The organism is Lysinibacillus sphaericus (assembly GCF_000600105.1).
GTDB classification, from domain to species: domain Bacteria; phylum Bacillota; class Bacilli; order Bacillales_A; family Planococcaceae; genus Lysinibacillus; species Lysinibacillus sphaericus.
Genome location: NZ_CP006837.1, coordinates 2,897,352 through 2,918,383, shown reverse-complemented (window position 1 = coordinate 2,918,383; position 21,032 = coordinate 2,897,352). Strand labels below are relative to the sequence as shown.

The following is a 21,032-nucleotide window of genomic DNA, read 5'->3' as shown; positions in this document are numbered from 1 at the left end:
TTTTAATAATCCTAAATTGGGGTTGAAAACATGAAAACGCATTATGAAACATTAGGAATAAACCGAAATGCCACACAAGAACAAATAAAATTAGCTTATCGAAAGCTCTCTAAAAAACATCACCCTGATGTGAGTGGTGGAAATCCAGAATCAGAGAAAATTTTTTTAGAGGTTCAAGATGCATATAAGGTGCTGAAAGATCCAACGTTAAAAGAGGCTTACGATAGCCGTTTAGATAGCGCAGGGGATAGCTGGCAAAATGGACAGAAAGACGAAAAGCATTCAAATGGACATCAGTCTACAGAGAAAAAGCCAGATTTTAATATGAATAACCTTGAAAGAAACTTTGAACATTTCTTTGGCTTTAATCCAAAAACGAAGGAGATGTCCTCAACTTTGAATAAAAAATCTAAGAAAAATCCATTAGATACAACGGATTTATTCGAAAGTTTTTTCAAAAAATAAGTCATGGTAAAAAGAAAGGAGCGTGATTAAATGAAAGAACCATTTGCAACTGAAGATTACGGTGGAAATACAAGGGAAAAAATGTTTGTAAAAATTATTGATATCATCATTATCACAATCGCCTTCTTTTTCATTTTATATATTTTTGTAATGAATCAGGATGTCCTTTTAAAATTCGTTATTGGGACGGTATTGGTCATACTTGTCATTATCTACGCCTCCCTTAAATACGAAGCAAATGCAATTACCCAAGTGATGGCTAACAAGGATATCTCTAAGCTTGTTTTACTTAATGAACGTGGAGCAGAAATAGATGAATGGGAACTTGGTGATCAAGTTTCATTACTTATTGGAAAAAGTTCAGCTGAATGCAAGGCAGATATTGATTTAAGTGGAACAGAGTATGAATCTCTTGTGAATTATGAACATGCTGTCCTTAATTGTGTAGCTGGCATTTGGTATTTAGAGGATATAGATTCAGTTAATGGTGTTGGCTTAAAAAAAGCTAATAAACGTGTGAAAAAAAGATTAAAACACGAGATTCCTTACTCATTAGGTAATGGAGACACAATATACATAGCGAATACACGAATTTTGGTTAAATAGAGAGAAAAAGATTCGTAACATAGATGGGGGATATCGAAATGAGTTTGATTAGATGTACAAATGGTCACATGTTTAGTTCGAGGAGACATCGTAATATTTGTCCTTACTGTAACGTGATGGTAGAACAGGAGCAAAGACAAAATAGCCCATCCTCACCTGTAGTCGAAGCTGATGATAAAACATTGCCCTACTTAGGAGAAATGGATGGAATAGATCCTGTAACAGGATGGCTGGTTTGTATTGAAGGACCACAAATGGGTAGAGATTACCGTATTCTATCTGAAAAGAATTTTATAGGTAGAGCGGAAGATATGCATATCCGTATTGCTGGGGATAATTCAATCTCTAAACGTAATCATGCAGTTATAGTATATGATCCTAAAAAACGTAATTTTTATCTATTGCCAGGAGATGCATCGGGATTAGCTTATCTGAATAATGAGGCAGTATATACACCAACTGAATTAGCAGCCTATGATGTGATACAGCTAGGGAGAAGTATCTTTTTATTTATTCCACTTTGTGGTGTTCACTTTGAATGGGAAAACAATCAAAGTGAGGAATGATGACATATGGACCAAAAGTTATTATCTTACATAATTACATTAATTTTTATTATTGTACTCATCGTGTTACTCCTAATAAGGGGAGTACTTTCCCGAAAAATGGATAAAGGAAAAATTTATATTGGGAATGGTCAAACGATTGGCAGACGTGATGAACAGGATGATTATTTCTCAACTGCTGAAACGACAAATGGCACAATCGCGGTGCTTGCAGATGGCATTAGTGGTTTAGCTAATGGTCGTATGGCAAGCACTATCGCAGTGACAACTTTCATAGAAGAATTTAAAAAGCTTAGTAGCCTAAGTAATCTACAAAACTTTTTTAAGGAAGCTGCTAGAGCAAGTAATCATATGATTGTAGAAAACTTAAATGGTTCAAATGGAGGCACAACATTAGTGACAGCCATTATTGATAGCGAAGGCTATCTTCATTGGGGAGCAGTAGGAGATAGTGTTCTTACAATCTTTAGAAACGGTGAGTTTTTGGCGATTAATCAAAAACATATTTTTGAATCCGTTTTAACGGAACGATATATAGCCGGTGAAATTTCACAACTTGAAGTTCAAGAAAATCCACTAAAAAAGAGATTAGTAAATTATTTAGGATATGAAGGATTTAAAAATCTAGACACTGGAAATAATCCGATTCAGCTAAATAGAGGAGATAAGGTATGCCTTTTTAGTGATGGAATCTATGATGCTTTAACGGAAGTTGAAATGGAAAAAATTCTTTCTCAGCATGCTCCACCCTATGATTTAGCACAAAGCATAATAAAAGCCGTTGAACAAAAACGCTTAAAAAATCAAGATAATGCGACAATCGTGATTTTAGAAAAATCTTGGTGAAGTGGGATAGGGAATAGAGAAGGAGGAGACTTATGAGAAAGGAAAATTGCGACTTTAAAACTAGCTTTTTATCTGAAGCAGGGTCCTTTCTGCAAAATAAAGATTATTTTGCCTACACAGAACTTGACGATGTAGCTTGTTGGGTAGCTGTAAAGGGCTTGGATGCAGATCAGGAAATTAGTAGTGCAGAGTTAGCCGTAAAATCTATTTTAGAAAAATTTATGGAAAAGCCAGCTATGTCTAGAAGAGCAATCAATAAATATCTTAAACATGCTCAAAATATACTACAAGCGCAAAGCTTACGAGTAAGATTGAAGGCAAGTATTGTCATAGTCGTTTCCGATTACTCAAAAATGATTGTTGGAATAGCAGGTAATTCGCGACTGTATCACTTTCGGAACGGCACATTAACCTATAAAAGTACTGACCAAAGTTTAGCACAGGAAATAGTAGACATTCAGCACCGTTCATTAGATATTAGCCAGCATGAAGAAAGAGGAAATTTGTTGAACTATCTAGGCAAGCCAAACAAATTTCAGCCCTTTGTATCTAAAAAAATGAAGCTTATAGATGGAGATGTCCTACTACTTTGTACAGCTGGCTTTTGGGAAGACGTTAGTGAGATTGAGATGGCTGACGCGCTGGAAGGTGTCAAAGATTCCGAACAATATACAGATTTATTGGAAGAAATATTGTTGAGTAGACAAAGAAAAGTTGTAGCAAATTATACGGTTGCTGCCATATTTGTGAACAAAGTGTATCAAGAAACGAACAAAAATAAAATGAAGTATATAAAAATGATTGCTGTTGCATTAGTTTTAGCATTGATTGTAAGTGGCGGCACAATTTTTTATCAAGTAAAACAAGCGAAAAAAATAGCAGAGTTAACTGTTGAGATGAAGGACCATGAAAAGAGTGGAAATCTTTACTTTCAAGATGGAAATTACGATGAAGCATTACTTGAATATAGCGAGGGAAGAAATGCGGCAAAAAAAATAAAAGATCCAATACATAGAAATATACTAGCTAAAAAGTTAAGGGTGACTCAACTAATCATCAATGGCGATAAATCTGCAGAGGCAGGGCAATTTACAGAGGCATTGGAACAGTATGAAAAAGCTAAAAAAGAGGGCAAACTCATTAAAGGGTTTGGTAAGGAAGAAGTAGAGCAAAGAATTACAAATATGGACTCCGTTGTGGAGATTGTTGATGCTATAAAAGACGGAGATTTTCGTTTTGAGGCAGAGGATTACAATGGGGCTTTAGCAATTTACGAAAAAGCTAGAAAAAAAGCACTTGCCATTTCTTTTACTGGAGAGGCACAAATTAAAACAAAAATTGAAGAAACAGAAGAAAAAATCAATGAATTGAAAAAGGCCCAAAAAGAATTGCAAGCAGAAGGGTTGGAAAAGGCCGGAGATCAGAGCTATGCCCGTCAGGAATACGCTAAAGCGATAGAATCCTATACTCTTGCGCAGGAGATTTATCAAGAAACGGAGTTACTGGCAAAAGTTCTTGGGCTAGAGAGAAAAATTATGAATGCAAATGATAAGCTAAATCCCGTACCACAGGGTCAAGCAGCAGACAATGCATTACCTGATGAAGCTGAGCCGCCGATTGATGAGGCAACTGATGCCAGTGCCAGTTAGCATTCAAATCCTGAGTAAGGAAAGAAGGGAAGTAAAATGTTAAAAGAACTCATGTTTGAACGTTTAAAAAAAATTGAAAATTTAGAGCAACGTCAATTACTAAAAGATATTGTAAGTGGCGTTTTTGTAAATCTAATTGATTATCAAGAAGAGATGAACAAAAAGCTTGAAGAACGTATTTTTAATGAAATCGATGATCATGAAAATAGATACGACATTTACACAACCCTTAGTGCACGAGAAGATGTTGATCCCATTCATGATTGTTTGTTTCCAATATGTCCGACAGATTTAGAAGATACTAATTTAAACATTGAGCATCTACTTGAATCCATTAAAAATAATGAACTGGCTACGCTTATGACATTATTTTTAGAGTGTGATTCGATCGAAATCCAACATTTACTTGCGCAGCGAAGAATTTTCAATGGTCATCTTGTGACATCGCATGGATTGGTTGAAATAAAGCTGCGTCTTACTCAAAATAATCGTTATGTGCAAAAAATTAAAGACCTATATTCAATCTTTCAAATCAATGGTCTACCTTGGAAAACAATCAACCATCCATTTGTGAATAAGTTTGTTGATGTAAAACTTATTGGTTGTCCTACATTAAATGAGGATGTAGAAATATTCGAGGTGACGATTGATTTAGAGGAATATGAGCAACAAAAACGATTAAATATGGTTCCGCTTTGGAATCTTCAACGTCACGAGGTTAAGAATAGCGGTTTTCCGTTTCCAGCCATCGATCGAATAAATTATGAACATGTCTTATCGTTACGAAAAACGGGTACACAACATGGTTATCTTATTGATACGGAAGAAGACAATATTCGATATATAAAGCGTTCAGATAGTGAATTAACGATTGTTTCACCTCAGGATCAGTCAGGCGTATGGCAACTTCTTAAAATTGCAAAAGTTGAAAAAGACCAAGTAGGTAATTTAACTTACGAACTCGTCTCTAATCGACGAAATGAGCATTTTATGCACAAGCTTTCTAGTAAATATAATGTAAATATATCAACAAAGGGAGAAATCATTCGATTGATTAACTCCTTTGAGGTAGCAGACAATCTTGAACTTTTGAGAATAGATATTTTGGAAGGGCAAGTAGAAAATCGAAACTTTGTGTATCCATTTTTAAAGGACACAACAGAAGACGCTAGTCACAAGAAGACGATGCTATTACAATTCCTATCAAAACAAGATAAAGATTTTATTACGAATGATGTCTTGGGTTTTCTTCTTGCTGAAGTTCAAAGATATTTCACTGAATATAAATGTGTAGGGAAATGGTTATGAATTATATTTGGGACTTACTTATACAAGCCGAAGAAGAGGGCTTTTTAACAAAGGATATTTACTTTCATCTTGCCAAAATCTATTCACCTTATATGGAGCTTAGTCCACAACTACTAAATTCGCAGGCAGTAGAGCAACATGTGGAAGTAAACCCCTATTATCGTTATTTTCAAATTTTTAAAGAACTCTTTCAACCTGATCATACAACGGATGAGGCTTTTAGGGCCTCTTTATTAGATATTACACTGCATTTTTTAGCTGAGATTGATCGTATGCAAGGTTTAAATAAAAAGGAATATTATATTCGCTTTATGCTCAGAGACATTGAGGAAAATGTATTTGGAGAACTGGTTCGCGATAAAATCAAGTCTTTTTCAAAAAAAGAACAAGAGATTATTGCACTTAATATGCTCAGACTCTATCAAACTGGAGAAGAATTATATTTAATAAAGGACACGCTGAAAAATATATTTAGAAATTGTTTTATCTATGTGAAATCCGAGGAAAAAGATGAGTTACTTCTTTACATCCATCAAAAAAAGACAGCAGAAAATATTAATAAAGTCCAGCTAATCCAAGAAATATTTTTACCTATTGGCTTCCATATGGAAGTCTACTGGCAGTACCATTTTGGCATTATTGACGTAGAGGAAACCATGAAGCTAGATCGAATAGCTCTTTATTAAAAAGTGAGGAGGGGGATAAGTTGACGACTAAATATTCATATAAGCTTTATGCGAATAAGCGTTATACAGAAAAGAAATATATGACCTATACACGTGTAGAGTTAATGGAGATGACCACTTTTCAACTTAGAAATATTTGTTATAAAGAAAAGCTCATAACAGGCTTAATTAATACGCTGACAAGGGACGAACTAATTGAGAAGATTTTAAGATATCGTGGAGCAGAAGAGCATCTTTTAATTAAAGAAAAACAAGATGGAGGCTTTGAAAGAGTCGAAGAGGCGTTACAAAAATATTTAAAAACACCACTTTCTGATAATGGTGATATTAAAATACCTGCCAAAATGAATCTTTATAAAGGGATGAAAATCGATAAACCAGATCAATACCTTATTGAATCAGGAGGCTATCTTGTAGAATCCAATGTGATGTTAGTAAATGAACATATGGAATTATGTGGTATTTTAAATATTGTAAAAGACGATGAAAAAGCAAATTGCTATTACCTAGTGGCAGATCAAGCGCTAGGAATACGCGAGACGAAGAACAAGAACTATAGCTTTATTTTTTTGCGAAAGCAAGATTCTGAGTATATCTATAAAACATATTATCAGGAAACGCCGCTCCCACCAACAAACCTAAATTACTACAAAGTGCCAATACAGGATTTAGAGATGAAACAGTTAGAGACAACCAATGCCATTCTTGCCATTGATTTTGGGACAACCAATACAACAGCTGGCGTATTTTTGGATAGTGATTATGTCTCATCTCCTTGTAGTCATGACCTGTTAAACAAGCGAATTGAACTCAATAACATCAATTTTGTTCAATTCCCAGACACTCTTCACCAAAATGAATGGATTGAAGTCGTTCCGACAGTGGTTGCAGTGGCAGATTGCTCGAGCGTTGATCATGTAAGTTATCATTTTGGCTATGAAGCTTTGAAGGTGATGAAAAAAAATAGCTATACATCATTAGCCACGAAATTTCAGGGCATCAAACGTTGGGTTAGTAATTATTCAAAATTAGAGGAAATAATGGATGCAAATGGGAATACTGCCGTTATTCCACGTAGTCAAATCCTAAGAGAATTTTTACTGTATATCATTCACATGGCTGAGCATCAATTTAAATGTCAATTCAAACATTTACATATTTCAAGTCCAGTGAAGCTGAAAACGCAATTTTTAGAAATGTTTCAAGCAATTTTACCTGAATATCAAATTGAAATTGAGCATTCTCTCGATGAAGGAATGGCAGTACTTTATAATACAATAGCCAATCAGATTGAGAATCAGAGTTTTATGGATGGTAAGGAATATAAGGCTTTGGTAATTGATTGTGGTGGGGGAACAACAGACCTTTCCTCTTGTAAGTTTCGCATAGAGGACGGACATATTTCCTACAAAATTGATATTCATACAACCTATGAAAATGGGGATACCAATTTTGGCGGTAATAATATTACATATCGAATTTTTCAATTTATGAAAATTGTCTTTGCGAATTATTATAGTCGTGGGAAAAATGCTTATGACATTGATACGTTAATTGATATCCCAGGAAAAGACATTTATCGGTATGTTGATGATTATGGCGTCGAAGCGGTTTACCAGCAATTTGAAAAGGCGTTTAAGGATGCTGAGTCTATTATCCCTACACGTTTTAAAGAATATGAAAATCGTACACGAGATGAATATCTAAGAGTGCGTAATAATCATTATTTCCTATGGGAAATGGCAGAAGAAATGAAGAAAGAATTTTTCCGAAAAACAGGTATTCTAAGAAGCCGTTTTTACTCAGACAGCGAAATACAGCAAGAGAGTGATTTAAATATCACAACGGTAGATCGTTGGTGTTTATCTTTATTAGAAAATCAACAATTTAAAGATGTTTATGACTATCCAAATGTTTATTTCAATATTAAAGAAATAAACCATCTTATTAAAGCGGATATTTATGATATTGTGCGTGAGTTTTTAGAAAGCTTTTATGAAAGTGGCATGCTTAGTGAATATTCAATTATTAAACTAACAGGACAATCCTGTAAAATCGATGCTTTTCGAGAGGCTTTAAAGGAATTTGTACCAGGACGTAGCATTGAGTTTAGGCAAAAAGCTGAAAACGTTGGAAAAGTAGCAGAATTAAAACTCGCCTGTTTAAGAGGAGCCTTACGCTACTTAAATGCGAAAAAGATTGGCATGATTGAAACAAAAGTAACAAATGATGCACCTATTGTACCATATACGGTTAGTGCATATACGCATAATCGTCAAGAGAAGCTACTTATTAGTAGTCTAGAGAGGCTGAATCAAATTCACGGAACTATCTCCCGTCCATGGGGAGTGACTGAGGTTGAATTCTTCCTAACGGGAAGCGATCATCATACCGCACATAAATATACTTATATTAATCGACAAGAGGATTTTGTCCCTGTGCTTTATGAGAGTATCGCGTCATATTATTTTGATAAAATTCCACAGGATGAAACAGATTCAATCGTCAATGGGGAAGTTAAATTCTTTGTCTTTGCAAGTGAGGATCATTGGGGTTTCCATGTAGTACCAGTTGCTAGGAAAGAGGAGCAGCTACTTATCGGTAACAAGGAATTCTTTGCCTTTGAAACAGATTTATCTGAGTTAGATTTCTTTGATGGATTAAAGTAAGTAGGCATCTGCCAAAAAATAAACGAGGTGAGTGACAGATGTTTGCTAATCAATTTCCGCATTTTCAAAAAGGTAGAATTTTAAAAAGGGAAATGTTGGAGAACTTGCGAGATTATCCAAGAGAATTTTTAGATTTATATTTTCAAGATTATTCAGATGGCATTATAGCAGGTGCCCATATTACTGTAACGGATACAATTATCCATATTACAAAAGGGATAGTTAAACATAACAATAGGCTTTATTTGATGCATAGTAGCTATGAACTACCATATAAGGCAACAGGCAAAGAAACCATTATAAAAATAAAATTTGCTGAAGAAGTGAGTAGATTAGATTTTACGGATTTTACAGCTACTATTTTTCTTGATGAGTCTCTGGATGTTGCTAGCAATGAATTAGAAATAGCCCGCTTTAAATTAAAAGTTGGAGCAAACCTACGATCCGAGCCAAATGATTTTTTAGATTTTGCTACGGAATACAATACAGTGAATTATCTCCACTGTCAGTATGCGGGAATACAAGCTAGCACATATCACCCAAAAGTTTTACAGCGTTATGCAAAGGAACTATTAAAAAATCGCCCAACCAATGTGTATGATATTGCATTTGCTTTCGAGTGTTTGAATCAAGAACGAGTTCAGCGAGATGTCATTGAAATGTATATTTGCAATCGATTAGAGTTAGAATTTCAAGCGTTTTCAAATAACCAAATTCATAAATATTTGTACCGTATATTATCTGAATCAAAGAACGGTGGTCGCTTAGTAGGGCATAGTTCAGGGCGACCAAATCGTATGATAGTTGACTAACTGTATTTTAGTTATTGAAAAATGCTTAAGAAACGGAAGGTGAGTGGGATGAAATTTTTAGATGAAAAGATTATTGCACTTAGAAATGAAATGAGAGAGCAAGAGCAATTTGAGCTAGCTCAGAAAGAAGCAGCATTAAAAAAAGAACAAGAGCCTGAGGAGCAAAACGCTGAACAGGAAGAACAGGACTTCCCTAAAGTAAACATCTATCAAGATTACATAATGATTGATGATGAGAAGGTATCGGTGGTGGAGCAGCCATTATTAGATGGCAAAATGTCGATCCGTATGCCGAATCTTTTTTTCTTGATGTCTAAGGAAATAGCAGCATTAAAGTACCCATCAGAGCGTAGACCAACCCTTATTTATACAGATGATTCCTCCACGATTAATCTTGCCTTCAATCTGACTCCACATCGATTAAAGGAAGATGGTGTGGCTGCTTTCCAAGAAAATATGATTGATATTCTTGAACAGGCGCAACCTTCAGCAGATTGGTTGGATACAGAAGTCATAAAGATTGATGAAAAGACAGTTGGCTTTTTAGAAATCATTACACCGGCTATTGATGGCGATATTTTTAATTTAATGTTTTTTGCCTCTATCGAAGGATTAGCGCTTATCGGAACCTTTAATTGTATGGAGGATGACCTAGAAACTTGGCGTCCAGTTGCGAGAGCTATGATGGAATCCTTGCAATTTGCTTCAATTAGTAGGAATGGAGGGACAGTATTATGAGTGGGGTAGTGACAGCTTATCATAATATACAAATTCAACCTTTTGAACTTATTAGTATTCAAGATCTTACCCTTGTCAAAAAAATGAATGAGCATGCGACACTACGTTTTACTGGTATTGTGCCTGAAGAGGTTAGAGATACTTATGTTGAAATGACTGAGGTGTTATCTGCCATTGAGGTTAATCAGCTTAATCATCTTGGTGTTCCTACACCACTTTTTAAAGGTGTTATTTTAGATGTCAAGGTAAGTTCCGTTCGAGGCATTTATTATATTGAGGTGGAGGCGGCATCTAATTCGTATCAACTAGACATAAAAAAGAAAAATCGCTCTTATCAGGATAAGGAAATGACCTATTCATCTCTCTTTAAACTTCTACAGCCCGCGTATCCAGGTCTAGATATTATAGATGAAGCGACGAAGGGAGAAAAGTTAGGGAAGTTTACCCTTCAATACTTTGAAACAGATTGGCAATTTTTAAAGAGGCTTGCTTCCCGCTTTCAGACTGGTCTAGTTCCTGCTGTAACCTTTGATAAGCCGAAGTTCCATTTTGGAGTGCCTGCTGGCAGGGCAAAAGGCAAATTAGAAGATTATCATTATACTACCCGAAAAAAACTAGCAGACTACCTAGTATATACAGAGAATGGCAATGAAGGCATGGGAGAGCATGATTTCCTCTACTATGAGGTGGAAACCGATAAAGTTCTGGAGCTAGGAGATTATGTAACCTTTAACAAGCAAACCCTTTATGTTTCTGAAGCATTGACAACCATGAAGGATGGATTGTTAAAACATTGCTATACGCTTTCGACGAAAAATGGCATGAATAAAAGTGAAATCTTTAACTATGCCATCTCGGGATTGTCGCTTGAAGGAAAAGTGTTAGAAGTGGCAAAAGATCATATTAAAGTGCATTTAGCGATAGATGAAAAGCAGGATAAGGCAAAGGCACATTGGTTTTTGTATTCTACAGGTTATTCGGCTGAAGGACATAGTGGATGGTATTGTATGCCTGAAATCAATGACTTTGTTCACGTTTATTTCCCGTCACATCGTGAGGAGGAAGGGATTTCTAGTGGCTCTATACGAAAAAACTTAGACACATCGGCTACGAACAAACTTGATGATCCTTCAACAAAATATTATCGCACAGCCTTTGGTAAAGAAATTAAGATGAGTCCAACAGAAATCGTTATTACAGCGCAGGATGGCGATATTTTTATTCGGTTAAATGAAAGCAATGGTATTGAAATATTTAGTAAAAAAGAAATAAAACTTATTTCTGAGGCAGATATTTCAGTTAATACTAGTAAGAAGATTCTTTTGTCTGCGGAGGAAGAAATTTCTTTACAATGCAAAGAAAGTAAAATAACGATGAATGGTAGTGTACAAATTTTTGGGAAAGAAGTAAAGGCAAATTAGAATGTTTCTTTCGAAAAAGGAGGGAGTTTTATATGCAGACACAGGGAGTTTTACAACATTTTTATGACACAGAAGTAGCAAAAAGAAGATTGAAATATCTCTTACTGCTTGAGGATTATTTCCAAGCCTCCAAAGAACAGCTTGCCGAGGAATTTAGAAAATCTTTTCAAAAAGTATGTGTCGAACTAGCACAGCAGCAATCACTTCATCAAAAAGGACCCATTGCCCATATCACGTTTTCTATGCTACGTACAGAGATGCTAGCAGGGCGTCATGATTATCTAGTAGAAGGTACTGACGAAGAGTGGTTTTTTGATCTTCATCCACTCTTAACTACGTATGATGCTAGCTGGGCTCATCGTTTTTTAGAGCAATACATCCAAGAATTAAGTTTATATAGTAAAACCTTCATGGGTGCCATTACCCAAGCAGATATTGAACGTATAAAACTTCAGGAAGCCCATCATTTTCATCAATATATCTTGAGCCTTGCTAGATATGCGCTGCCTGGCATTGTAAGATGTCCAGAATATATGGCACTGGAGCGGGATGTAGCTGTCGAAATACGTATAGGTGAGTTTATGGATATTAATGAAGTAGTGTATAGCGAAGATTTCGCAATGAAGGATAATGAAGAAATAAAAGCATGGTTAGAAGAAAACTTAGAGAATGAATACCCATTTGAAGTATTTAGCCGTTTAAATTTAGCGAATGGACACTATAATGGCATAGATATTCGTTATGCATTTTTCCAGAAGGCAAATTTAACACACTGCCATATGCGTGATTCTCTTCTGATTGGCGCTAATTTTCGGGATAGCCAGCTAGTAGGTACTGATCTGAGCTTTAGCATGATTCATGAGGTAGATTTTAGCAATAGTCAATTACAAGGTGCAAATTTTCAACAGGTTCAAGGGGCAAGTGGTCTTTTAGATCGTCAAAAGTGGGAAATGCCAGGCTATTTACCTGTCCGCTTTACAGATGCTAATTTAGAGGGCGCTAATTTTGAGCTAGCAAATTTACGAGGAGCCTGCTTTTTAGGGGCGAATGTAAAGGATACACAATTTGCAGGAGCTAATTTAGAAAAGGCTATATTTTCTAAGGAAGCAAGGGAATATTTAGAGCTAGACGCATTTCAGACAGCAAGTGTTATTTGGAAGTAGATGTGGTGAAAAGGAGATTCAAAGATGAACTATTTTATTTTATCTCAGGATGAGCGAATTTCCAATGCTGTTGAACCGGTTGGTATAGCTCAAGTAATTAAAAAAGAGTTATTAACATTAGATAGAATGGATGAATTAGAGGAACTAGAACGCCAATTTCCAGTATTAGAAAAGAATGACATGCTGTATATCGATTTTATCGAAAAGCCAATCGCGCTCTTGTCAGATGCGGTTAAACAGTTAGTGGAAAAATATAACCCAAGTATGCCCTTTAAAGCTGTTGTGCTAATGGACATGCCTAAATTAATGCAAACATTATATTGGCTAGTAATACCACCAAAAGTACCTTGTCTTTCAACCCAAACTGAATTCCGTCTAGATGGAACGTTGAAGAAGCTTGTTCTCGATGAGGCCAAAGCTGCGCCTTATTCCTTCTTTCAAATAGAGGGTATTAAAGAAAATTATATCGTAGTCAATATTGAATTAGCAGAGAGTATTCTGCGCAGAGATTTAAGAGGAATTCGATTACAAAAAATACAAACTGAAGGAAGATGGAACGACATTCTTTCTGTAGAAAAAGCTTTATAAAATGGACAAGCAGGGCCATGTGAAGAAGAGCAAGAAGAGATTACATATCTAACAACGTTGTAGTGGAACCTTCTTGTTTAGAAAATTGCAATACCTTACGTATAGAAAGGAGGATTACCCGATGTCAGAAGAAATGCAGACAAGGGGTGGCGACCAACGGAGCTATGTTGTTGCGGGTGCCAAATTATCCTGCTCGCAAGGAGATCAAATAAGCATTTTGAAAATGCCAGTTAGTCACGGCGTTTATACAAAAAATAAAGCTCAAATGAATACGATGGATTATAAGCCCAATATCAATATTCAGCCATTCGGCTTATGTCAAACATTAGCTAATCCTATCGTTGCAGCCGCTACAGCTGCCAATAACGGTGTTTTAAAGCCAATGCCTTGTACACCTGTAATTACAATGCCTTGGATCAATGGGAAGGATGATCAATTAATCGAAAATCATCCAGCTTTAGTTAATCAATCTATTAATATGTGTATGTATTGTGGAACGATAAAAGTAGAAGATGATGGGCAAGAATAAGCCATTATCCCCTGAGGAAAGAAGGGAAGCATGTGAACACATACGAGGAAGTAATTGGATACGGTGAACTTGAACTCGTATCTCCTTATGATATCCAAACGTTGCATACTATCACTTTGACCCAAACGGTGAATGACCATGCAAGGTTATCAATAACGGGATTTATCCCTGCAGAGCAAAAAGATAGTTGTATGCAGATTGCAAGCACAACAGATCAAATTGAGCTTTATCAAAAACGTAATGGGCAACGACTGCAAGCCCTTTTTAAAGGCCAGGTAACAGAAATGGCTGTACGAACGGTAAGAGGAGTCTATCAAATTGAACTAGAAGCTATTACATCAACATTCACATTGGATTGTAAACAAAAATACCGCTCCTTTCAAGACAATCAGATGACGTATCAAACTTTGTTTAAAAAGGTACTCGAAGATTATTCGGGTGCCGATGTGATTGATACTGTGGCGAAAGCTACTCCTCTCAAGCAATTTATATTACAATATAAGGAGACGGATTGGCAATTTTTACAGCGTATGGCCTCCCATTTTCGTGCCGTGTTAGTCGCAGCAGTGGATGCGGATAAGCCAAAGTTCTGGTTCGGTTTGCCTGTAGGGCGGATAGAAAAGCTGTCGGTGGCCAATTATACGATTTTAAAGGATCGCTCTAAGTATTTACATATCAAACACAATGATATTGAGCGACCAATTGAAGAACGAGAAGCAGTCGCCTATGTGATAGAGTCTAGGAAAACATTGAAACTTGGCGATCGCGTCCAGCTCCAAGGTAAGGAGCTTGTAGTAGCGAAGTCCATCGCCCGTATGAAGCAAGGCATCCTGACCTACGAGTATCATCTACTGTTTGAAAAAGGCATACGTCAAAACAGACAAAGTATTCCTTTTTTACCGGGCACAGCGATTGAAGGTAAGGTATTAGAGGTCAAAAAGGACCAAGTACGTGTCCATCTCAGCATCGATGAAACACAAAAAAAGGAAGAGGCAACGTGGTTTCCCTTAGCGACATCGTATACCGCGGAGGGGCATAGTGGTTTCTATAGTCCGCCAGAGGAAGGGGATAGCGTTCACCTCACTTTGCCGACACATCGAGAGGAAGCAGCGGTTGTTCGGCATAGTGTACGAAAGACTGGCGAGTCCAACCCTAAAACAGCTGATCCGAAAACGTCTTACTGGGGTACGCCAAAAGGAAAGGATATGAAGCTAGACCCACAGTCGGTGACATTTACCGCCAAGGAGGGAGCTATTTTTCTTCAGCTCCATCAGGATAGTGGCATCACTGTGCATAGTAAGCCGCCTTTGCTGGTCAAAGCAAACGACACCATTACCTTTGCAGGAAAACGGATATCCATGAGTGGAGCTGAATCGATGCATTTGACATGTGGCTCCAGTAGTATTGTTTTTGATGGCAATACGGATATCCAAGGCCAGGTTGTTACGATGGAAGGGTCCATCAAAGCCCCTGTATCAGTCGCTTCACAGGAAGAAGTAGACCTCGAATCAGCCTTAAACGTGATGGGGATGATTCCTGTAGGTGGGGGTGACGTCTAATGGGTCTTTTAGGAATAGCGGGAAGTATGCTGGGAATGATTCCAAAAGTAGGCTCCGCAGGTGGCAAGAAAAAGGAAAGGGCGGAGGGTCGAAGAAGGGGAAAAACTCTAAAAAATCCTCCAACAAGAAAGGGTCCTCAAAGAAGAACCAACCGAAGTCGAAGAAAAAAAGAAAAAGAAAAAGAAAAAAAAGAAGAAAAAGAGTATATGGGGTAAAATCTTTACCAAGGCACGCAAAACCTATAATAAGATAACCAAAAGTAACATGGCGAAGAAATTCAAAAAAGGCGCAAAAGCGGCGGTGCTAGCGGTCAAAAATGCCTGCCAAAAAGTGAAGCAAAAAACAAAAGAAGTGTATAACCAAGCGAAACAAAAGACGAAAGAAGTGTATAGTCAAGCGAAGCAAAAGACGAAAGAAGTATATAGTCAAGCGAAGCAACAGATAAAGACTACTGTCAAACAGACCAAACAGGTAATGAAAGAAAAAGTACTGCCAACAATGAAAAAAGGTGCGAAAGCAGCAGGCAAAGCCTTAGTAAGTACTGTAACACCTAAAAATATGTTAGACACGCTCCAAGTAGGATTAGATGTCGTAGGGCTGGTTCCGGGGGTTGGAGAAATAGCAGATGGCTTGAATGCAGTGATTTATTATGCAAGAGGAGACAAGTTAAATGCAGCCCTCTCCGTAGGAGCGATGATACCATTTGCAGGAATGGCAGTGACAGGTGGTAAATTAGTAACTAAAGGTGCGAAAGCATTTAATGGTGTAGTTGATGGTATTAAAACCGTTACAAATAAAGGACCAATAGGCCAACTAAAAGAAAAAGCCACTAAAAAGCTAGACACCGTAAAAGATAAGTTCCAAACCAAAGTAGCCGAAGTAAAGGACCAATTGCGTCAGTTGGGAACACCGCAGTTAGAGTTGGCCGGCGTGAACGTTGGCCGAATAACGGATACGGGAACAGTCGGGAAAAACAAGCCATCGCCTACTCCAAAACCATCGAATAGTTCCAAACCACCAGCAAAAGATAGTAAACCTGCTGAGGGAACTAAGGGTACGGTTAAAACTGATTATGATAAAATGAAAGAAAGGATTCAAGAACGATATAAAAAATTTGCAGAGGATAAGAAGCAAAATATACCACAAACTAGCGACAAATTACTTCCGAATGAGCTAAAACACGGGCATTTTGGAAAGCTTCCTAATGAAAAAGCAGACGATATAACGGGTCACCATATGCCTTCTAATAAATATATGCAAGAAGAGTTTGGGATTGATACTAAAGAAAGTTATGCAATGTTCTTAGAGCATCCGCATCCAGGAAAAGGGGGAAGGCATCGGAGAACCTTTACATATGGATTGAATCCAAAATCAAGAAAAGAAGATTTTGATTTATACATGTCTTTGAAGCCACGAGATGCTCTAGCGTTTGATATAAATGATGCAAGGAGAATTCTTAAAGAAGATGGATTATATAATAAAGAAAATAAAGCTAAATTGAAAGAATATATCGATTATTATGAGAAATACGAGCGCAAAAACGTGAAGATTTTTGAAAAGCAGAAGGAATAAAGGTAGAACGGAGTAAAATATAATGAAATCCAAAGAATATATTTCTATTTTATACAAAATGCGTTTTCTAGAAAATGAAGGTGACGATATTGAAGAGTTTGAAAATATTCTTAATGAATTATCACATAGAGGGACGAATGATATAATTCCTGATCTTTGTACGATTTTTGAGGATGATATTGCAGAACCTTCGGCAGGCGACTACCTTATTGAAACAATATTTTATATTGCTGAAAAATCTGGGAGGGAAGAAGGATTATATAAACTTGCTATTAGTATACCTAAAATGTTGCCTCACGCAGAATTTTGGGCTGAGAGAATTCATCGGACACTTTTAAACTCAGAAAATATGATATTATCATATATCAATGCATTAGAAAATGTAAGTGATCCCACAAAACAATTAATTAAAGGAATTCTTTTTGATATAAAAGAGGAAGATTCAGACTTATATTTAGAAAAAGTTAATTCAATCTTAGAAAAGTTGAGCTAAAATAAAAATAGTTTTAAAAATAAAACTTAAGATACTAGGTGATATTATAATGGAATTACCAAAAATTGTTTTGGGTATACCTGGATTTTGGAAAACCAGAAATGAATTCAAAGAAGCTATGGCTAGAAAAGGTAATGGTTATATATATTTTGGGAAGCATATTGGCAATTTTGAGAAGCCAGACGAATTCTTTGAAATCGAAATTAGTGATTATAATAATTATGTTGCCGAGGCTTTTGAAATAGCTGGAAATGGATCATTTAGTAAAGATGATATAAATAATCTGAAAAAACATGATAGCATTGTGTATATTATTAGTGAAGGAGGTACTTTAGAAAATGTATTAAGAATCATGGAAGTTGCAAGTGCAGTACTACATGCTGGTGGAATTGCAGTAAATGTAGAATCTTCTGGAAGAGCTTGCACAAAGAAAGATTGGCTGGATATAACAAATAATAAAGAAATTAAAAAAGTATTCACTGCGTTTATTCAGATGTCTCGAGACGATAATTTCTTTTACACTACTGGCATGCAAAATTTTGGATATCCTGATGTTATAACTACAACAGAAGGAATCACAGCGGCTGAGGTTGAGCAGTTGTTTAAAGTATTTTGTTTATACAGCCTTATAGAAAAACCAAAAATTAATGATGGGGAAACTTTTAGCTTAGACCCAAATGCTCCTATATATTTATTAAAAAAAGAAAACTGTACAATGTTTGAAGAGGATGATTTATTTTTTAATCCATTTGGGATATGGAATTTAATTCGTCATCATCAACCTAAAAATGAATGATTTTGTTTATTGAGGAATTTATCAATTGGATGCCTGTATCTACTTGGTTAGCAGATGTAGAGACATGAAAAAATATGATATTTTATAAGTGAAGAAGATCCGGAAGGATATAACGATTAAAAACGTTTGAAGTCTATTGATTATAGTCACTAAAAAATAGAATAAGTTGTGGGATTTAAGTAGGGTAGATATCGCTGAATTAACAGAAGAAGAACAAGAAAGAAAAACTTGAATCAAACACAATATATTAATCAAAAACTAAAATGGCTTTATTAACATAGTTATAATCAAAAGTTAAAAGCTTGGATTTAACTTAAACAGCTCATACAACCTTTTTTATGGTGTGTGAGCTGTTTATTTTTGCATTGTGAGATTGTTACATTTATTTTCTCTAATAAAGTCCTGTTTATGACCAAAAGAAGAGTAACACCTGTTAAACACGCTCCAAGTAGGATTAGATGTCGTAGGGCTGGTACCGGGGGTTAGTGAAGTAGCAGATGGCTTGAATGCAGTGATTTATTATGCAAGAGGAGACAAGTTAAATGCAGCCCTCTCCGTAGGAGCGATGATACCATTTGCAGGAATGGCAGTGACAGGTGGTAAATTAGTAACTAAAGGTGCGAAAGCATTTAATGGTGTAGTTGATGGTATTAAAACCGTTACGAATAAAGGATCAATAGGCCAACTAAAAGAAAAAGCCACTAAAAAGCTAGACACCGTAAAAGATAAGTTCCAAACCAAAGTAGCCGAAGTAAAGGACCAATTGCGTCAGTTGGGAACACCGCAGTTAGAGTTTGCCGGTGTGAACGTTGGCCGAATAACGGATACGGGAACAGTTGGGAAAAATAAGCCATCGAATAGTTCCAAACCGCCAGCAAAAGATAGTAAACCTGCTGAGGGAACTAAGGGTGCGGGTAATAATTCTTCAGGTAGGGATGTTTATGGACCTTATTATGATGAGGCCAAAAAATTACACGAAACTAAGCCTGATTGGTATCCTAACCCTGATGAATCTAAAATAGTAAAGGGAAAAGAACTAAAAGAAGCAAGAGTAGATTATCAAACGTTGGTTAGAAGAGGGGAACTTGAAAAAGGTCATCATAAGCAAGGTTTATCTTTTGGTGGAGAGAATGTAAGTTCAAATATTAAAAAGACAGGAGAATCGACTATTCGTCAAAAAGAAATTGATGAATTAGATTTGGATTTTTATCATGAAATGGGTTATGGTAAAGAAAATGCTAAGATACTAAAAATACATGAAAATGAGAAGGGGATTATTGTATTTGGTAATAATCCTCAACATACTGAAGTTACTGTTTTTCAAAATAAAGTTTTGAAATGGCAAAAAGAAAATGGCAAAAGATAATTCAATGAAAGTAGGTGCATCTATGGGAGAAACGGGAAATCTTATGAATAGTATATGGTTTGGAGAAAAAACAACTTTAGACAAATTAGAAATTAAAGAAAAAATTTTGAATTCTGTAACGGAAAAGGAAGTATTATTTAATTTAATTGAATTATTTAAAACAGGTGATTTTACTCAAAAAACATTATTATTCCAATTAATGAATCAGACTAGAAATGAATCGGTTTTGAATTTATGTATTAGAATGTTCTTAGCTGTTGCAACACATGATGATTTAAGGGATTCAAATAATCTACGTTTTCTTAGTGAGGTAAACGAAGAAACAGTAAACACTTTTGCATCAGCAGCCATAACATCACTTTCTCTTGATATAATTCCATATTTATTGGCTTTACTTGAAGAATGGGATGAAATCAGTGATACAGCTATTATTATAAGGGATTCTATTGATTCTTTTATTAATTTTGAGGAACAAATAGGTGAAGAGGCAACTATAGATGAAATTGGAAATTTCTATTTTAATTATTGTGAGGAAATGGATACAGAGAGTTATTACTTCCAACAAAATTTAGCTTTTCCTGGCGACTTAGCTAAAAAGTTGATACAGCGTGTTTTGATTGCTGCGAATAATGAGGAGCCATTAAAAATGGAATTAATACCTTCTTTATTATCAATTTGGTCCGGTGAAAAAGTGCCTGCGGACTACAATACTGTCATAAATGCGAACAATTATAAAGATTTTATTGACTATATTGATAGACTTTCAAGTAAAAACTGGGAAAAAGGACAAAAATATTTTTATGGATATAAGCTTTAACTATAATATATGAAAAATATACAATTTAAATAATTCAATAATGCAAAGTATATATACAAGTGTATTAGAACATGGAATGCTTAAGAAAAATTTTCTACTTGATTATAAAGGCGAAGAAAATTATAAAATTGTAAACTACATTTTAGATTATGAATTTGACAATAATATTGAGTTAGCTTCACAAGAAGAGCTTGAGAAGTTAGGAGAATTTGATTAAGAGTTTTTACCCGAAAAGATAATGGAAGCAAAGTCATTACTTCCAAAGGGTATGGAATATTCTCATACCCAGCTACTGGTGACTTTTACGCTCTATTCATTGTCAAATTAGAGAATAAAACGAAATTACTACAAGTAGAGTTGCTTGAAGAAGAATATATTCCTCC

General features: G+C 35.8%; 22 protein-coding genes. All 22 read left to right on the top strand.

Translation table 11 applies throughout. The annotated features are described in order from the left end of the window. Nucleotides 1-30 precede the first annotated feature (30 nt). Nucleotides 31-465: a J domain-containing protein gene (locus tag T479_RS13960; protein ID WP_025219973.1), complete on the top strand. Its 435-nt coding sequence runs from the start codon at nt 31-33 to the stop codon at nt 463-465. Nucleotides 466-495: 30 nt separating this feature from the next. Next, nucleotides 496-1,071: an FHA domain-containing protein gene (locus T479_RS13955; protein ID WP_025219972.1), complete on the top strand. Its 576-nt coding sequence runs from the start codon at nt 496-498 to the stop codon at nt 1,069-1,071. Nucleotides 1,072-1,109: 38 nt separating this feature from the next. Further along, a complete protein-coding gene (locus T479_RS13950; RefSeq protein WP_025219971.1) occupies nt 1,110-1,637 on the top strand; it encodes an FHA domain-containing protein in 528 nt (175 codons plus the stop codon). A gap of 6 nt (nt 1,638-1,643) precedes the next feature. Beyond that, entirely contained in the window at nt 1,644-2,483 is an 840-nt protein-coding gene (locus T479_RS13945; RefSeq protein WP_025219970.1) for a PP2C family protein-serine/threonine phosphatase, read from the top strand. A gap of 32 nt (nt 2,484-2,515) precedes the next feature. After that, nucleotides 2,516-4,132: a PP2C family protein-serine/threonine phosphatase gene (locus T479_RS13940; protein WP_025219969.1), complete on the top strand. Its 1,617-nt coding sequence runs from the start codon at nt 2,516-2,518 to the stop codon at nt 4,130-4,132. Between the two features lie 36 nt (nt 4,133-4,168). Continuing rightward, nucleotides 4,169-5,440, top strand: coding sequence for a hypothetical protein (locus T479_RS13935; RefSeq protein ID WP_025219968.1), 1,272 nt, complete (start codon nt 4,169-4,171; stop codon nt 5,438-5,440). After that, complete coding sequence (locus tag T479_RS13930; RefSeq protein ID WP_025219967.1) at nt 5,431-6,126, top strand: hypothetical protein; 696 nt, start codon at nt 5,431-5,433, stop codon at nt 6,124-6,126. Before T479_RS13935 ends, T479_RS13930 begins: the two co-directional genes overlap by 10 nt. 80 nt (nt 6,127-6,206) lie before the next feature. Next, the gene (locus T479_RS13925; protein ID WP_052599591.1) at nt 6,207-8,795 is read left to right on the top strand and encodes an acetate and sugar kinases/Hsc70/actin family protein; all 2,589 of its coding nucleotides are present in this window, start codon (nt 6,207-6,209) and stop codon (nt 8,793-8,795) included. A gap of 38 nt (nt 8,796-8,833) precedes the next feature. Beyond that, a complete protein-coding gene (locus tag T479_RS13920) occupies nt 8,834-9,607 on the top strand; it encodes a hypothetical protein (protein ID WP_025219965.1) in 774 nt (257 codons plus the stop codon). 48 nt (nt 9,608-9,655) lie between these two features. Next, the gene (locus tag T479_RS13915) at nt 9,656-10,345 is read left to right on the top strand and encodes a hypothetical protein (protein ID WP_227665358.1); all 690 of its coding nucleotides are present in this window, start codon (nt 9,656-9,658) and stop codon (nt 10,343-10,345) included. Continuing rightward, nucleotides 10,342-11,766 carry a hypothetical protein gene (locus tag T479_RS13910; protein ID WP_025219963.1) on the top strand — a complete coding sequence of 475 codons (1,425 nt, stop codon included), beginning with the start codon at nt 10,342-10,344 and terminating at the stop codon, nt 11,764-11,766. The genes T479_RS13915 and T479_RS13910 overlap by 4 nt, the downstream gene beginning before the upstream one ends. Nucleotides 11,767-11,798: 32 nt before the next feature. Continuing rightward, the gene (locus tag T479_RS13905) at nt 11,799-12,929 is read left to right on the top strand and encodes a pentapeptide repeat-containing protein (protein ID WP_025219962.1); all 1,131 of its coding nucleotides are present in this window, start codon (nt 11,799-11,801) and stop codon (nt 12,927-12,929) included. Nucleotides 12,930-12,953: 24 nt separating this feature from the next. Then, nucleotides 12,954-13,517 carry a hypothetical protein gene (locus T479_RS13900; protein ID WP_025219961.1) on the top strand — a complete coding sequence of 188 codons (564 nt, stop codon included), beginning with the start codon at nt 12,954-12,956 and terminating at the stop codon, nt 13,515-13,517. 121 nt (nt 13,518-13,638) lie between these two features. Further along, nucleotides 13,639-14,046, top strand: coding sequence for a DUF4280 domain-containing protein (locus tag T479_RS13895; RefSeq protein WP_025219960.1), 408 nt, complete (start codon nt 13,639-13,641; stop codon nt 14,044-14,046). A gap of 32 nt (nt 14,047-14,078) precedes the next feature. Then, on the top strand, nt 14,079-15,605 hold the full coding sequence (locus tag T479_RS13890; protein ID WP_025219959.1) for a contractile injection system protein, VgrG/Pvc8 family: 1,527 nt from the start codon (nt 14,079-14,081) through the stop codon (nt 15,603-15,605). Continuing rightward, a complete protein-coding gene (locus T479_RS13885) occupies nt 15,605-15,820 on the top strand; it encodes a hypothetical protein (protein ID WP_025219958.1) in 216 nt (71 codons plus the stop codon). Before T479_RS13890 ends, T479_RS13885 begins: the two co-directional genes overlap by 1 nt. A 115-nt stretch (nt 15,821-15,935) precedes the next feature. Next, complete coding sequence (locus tag T479_RS24100) at nt 15,936-17,177, top strand: hypothetical protein (protein WP_227665357.1); 1,242 nt, start codon at nt 15,936-15,938, stop codon at nt 17,175-17,177. A 22-nt stretch (nt 17,178-17,199) separates the two neighbouring features. After that, nucleotides 17,200-17,670 (top strand): Imm30 family immunity protein, encoded by a 471-nt coding sequence (locus T479_RS13875; RefSeq protein WP_025219956.1) that lies wholly within the window; start codon nt 17,200-17,202, stop codon nt 17,668-17,670. Between the two features lie 49 nt (nt 17,671-17,719). Next, nucleotides 17,720-18,466: a DUF4261 domain-containing protein gene (locus tag T479_RS13870; protein WP_025219955.1), complete on the top strand. Its 747-nt coding sequence runs from the start codon at nt 17,720-17,722 to the stop codon at nt 18,464-18,466. A gap of 511 nt (nt 18,467-18,977) precedes the next feature. Beyond that, nucleotides 18,978-19,832 carry a hypothetical protein gene (locus T479_RS24095; RefSeq protein ID WP_227665467.1) on the top strand — a complete coding sequence of 285 codons (855 nt, stop codon included), beginning with the start codon at nt 18,978-18,980 and terminating at the stop codon, nt 19,830-19,832. Between the two features lie 22 nt (nt 19,833-19,854). Beyond that, nucleotides 19,855-20,649: an Imm47 family immunity protein gene (gene imm47, locus T479_RS13860; RefSeq protein WP_038510435.1), complete on the top strand. Its 795-nt coding sequence runs from the start codon at nt 19,855-19,857 to the stop codon at nt 20,647-20,649. A gap of 76 nt (nt 20,650-20,725) precedes the next feature. Continuing rightward, nucleotides 20,726-20,866: a hypothetical protein gene (locus T479_RS24090; protein WP_227665356.1), complete on the top strand. Its 141-nt coding sequence runs from the start codon at nt 20,726-20,728 to the stop codon at nt 20,864-20,866. Nucleotides 20,867-21,032: the final 166 nt, after the last annotated feature.

What these genes read in the sequence shown, in the direction of transcription:
- T479_RS13960 (WP_025219973.1), top strand. Translation starts at nt 31, where the DNA reads ATGAAAACGCATTATGAAACATTAGGAATAAACCGAAATGCCACACAA.
- T479_RS13955 (WP_025219972.1), top strand. Translation starts at nt 496, where the DNA reads ATGAAAGAACCATTTGCAACTGAAGATTACGGTGGAAATACAAGGGAA.
- T479_RS13950 (WP_025219971.1), top strand. Translation starts at nt 1,110, where the DNA reads ATGAGTTTGATTAGATGTACAAATGGTCACATGTTTAGTTCGAGGAGA.
- T479_RS13945 (WP_025219970.1), top strand. Translation starts at nt 1,644, where the DNA reads ATGGACCAAAAGTTATTATCTTACATAATTACATTAATTTTTATTATT.
- T479_RS13940 (WP_025219969.1), top strand. Translation starts at nt 2,516, where the DNA reads ATGAGAAAGGAAAATTGCGACTTTAAAACTAGCTTTTTATCTGAAGCA.
- T479_RS13935 (WP_025219968.1), top strand. Translation starts at nt 4,169, where the DNA reads ATGTTAAAAGAACTCATGTTTGAACGTTTAAAAAAAATTGAAAATTTA.
- T479_RS13930 (WP_025219967.1), top strand. Translation starts at nt 5,431, where the DNA reads ATGGTTATGAATTATATTTGGGACTTACTTATACAAGCCGAAGAAGAG.
- T479_RS13925 (WP_052599591.1), top strand. Translation starts at nt 6,207, where the DNA reads ATGACCTATACACGTGTAGAGTTAATGGAGATGACCACTTTTCAACTT.
- T479_RS13920 (WP_025219965.1), top strand. Translation starts at nt 8,834, where the DNA reads ATGTTTGCTAATCAATTTCCGCATTTTCAAAAAGGTAGAATTTTAAAA.
- T479_RS13915 (WP_227665358.1), top strand. Translation starts at nt 9,656, where the DNA reads ATGAAATTTTTAGATGAAAAGATTATTGCACTTAGAAATGAAATGAGA.
- T479_RS13910 (WP_025219963.1), top strand. Translation starts at nt 10,342, where the DNA reads ATGAGTGGGGTAGTGACAGCTTATCATAATATACAAATTCAACCTTTT.
- T479_RS13905 (WP_025219962.1), top strand. Translation starts at nt 11,799, where the DNA reads ATGCAGACACAGGGAGTTTTACAACATTTTTATGACACAGAAGTAGCA.
- T479_RS13900 (WP_025219961.1), top strand. Translation starts at nt 12,954, where the DNA reads ATGAACTATTTTATTTTATCTCAGGATGAGCGAATTTCCAATGCTGTT.
- T479_RS13895 (WP_025219960.1), top strand. Translation starts at nt 13,639, where the DNA reads ATGTCAGAAGAAATGCAGACAAGGGGTGGCGACCAACGGAGCTATGTT.
- T479_RS13885 (WP_025219958.1), top strand. Translation starts at nt 15,605, where the DNA reads ATGGGTCTTTTAGGAATAGCGGGAAGTATGCTGGGAATGATTCCAAAA.
- T479_RS13875 (WP_025219956.1), top strand. Translation starts at nt 17,200, where the DNA reads ATGAAATCCAAAGAATATATTTCTATTTTATACAAAATGCGTTTTCTA.
- T479_RS13870 (WP_025219955.1), top strand. Translation starts at nt 17,720, where the DNA reads ATGGAATTACCAAAAATTGTTTTGGGTATACCTGGATTTTGGAAAACC.
- imm47 (WP_038510435.1), top strand. Translation starts at nt 19,855, where the DNA reads ATGGGAGAAACGGGAAATCTTATGAATAGTATATGGTTTGGAGAAAAA.
- T479_RS24090 (WP_227665356.1), top strand. Translation starts at nt 20,726, where the DNA reads ATGCTTAAGAAAAATTTTCTACTTGATTATAAAGGCGAAGAAAATTAT.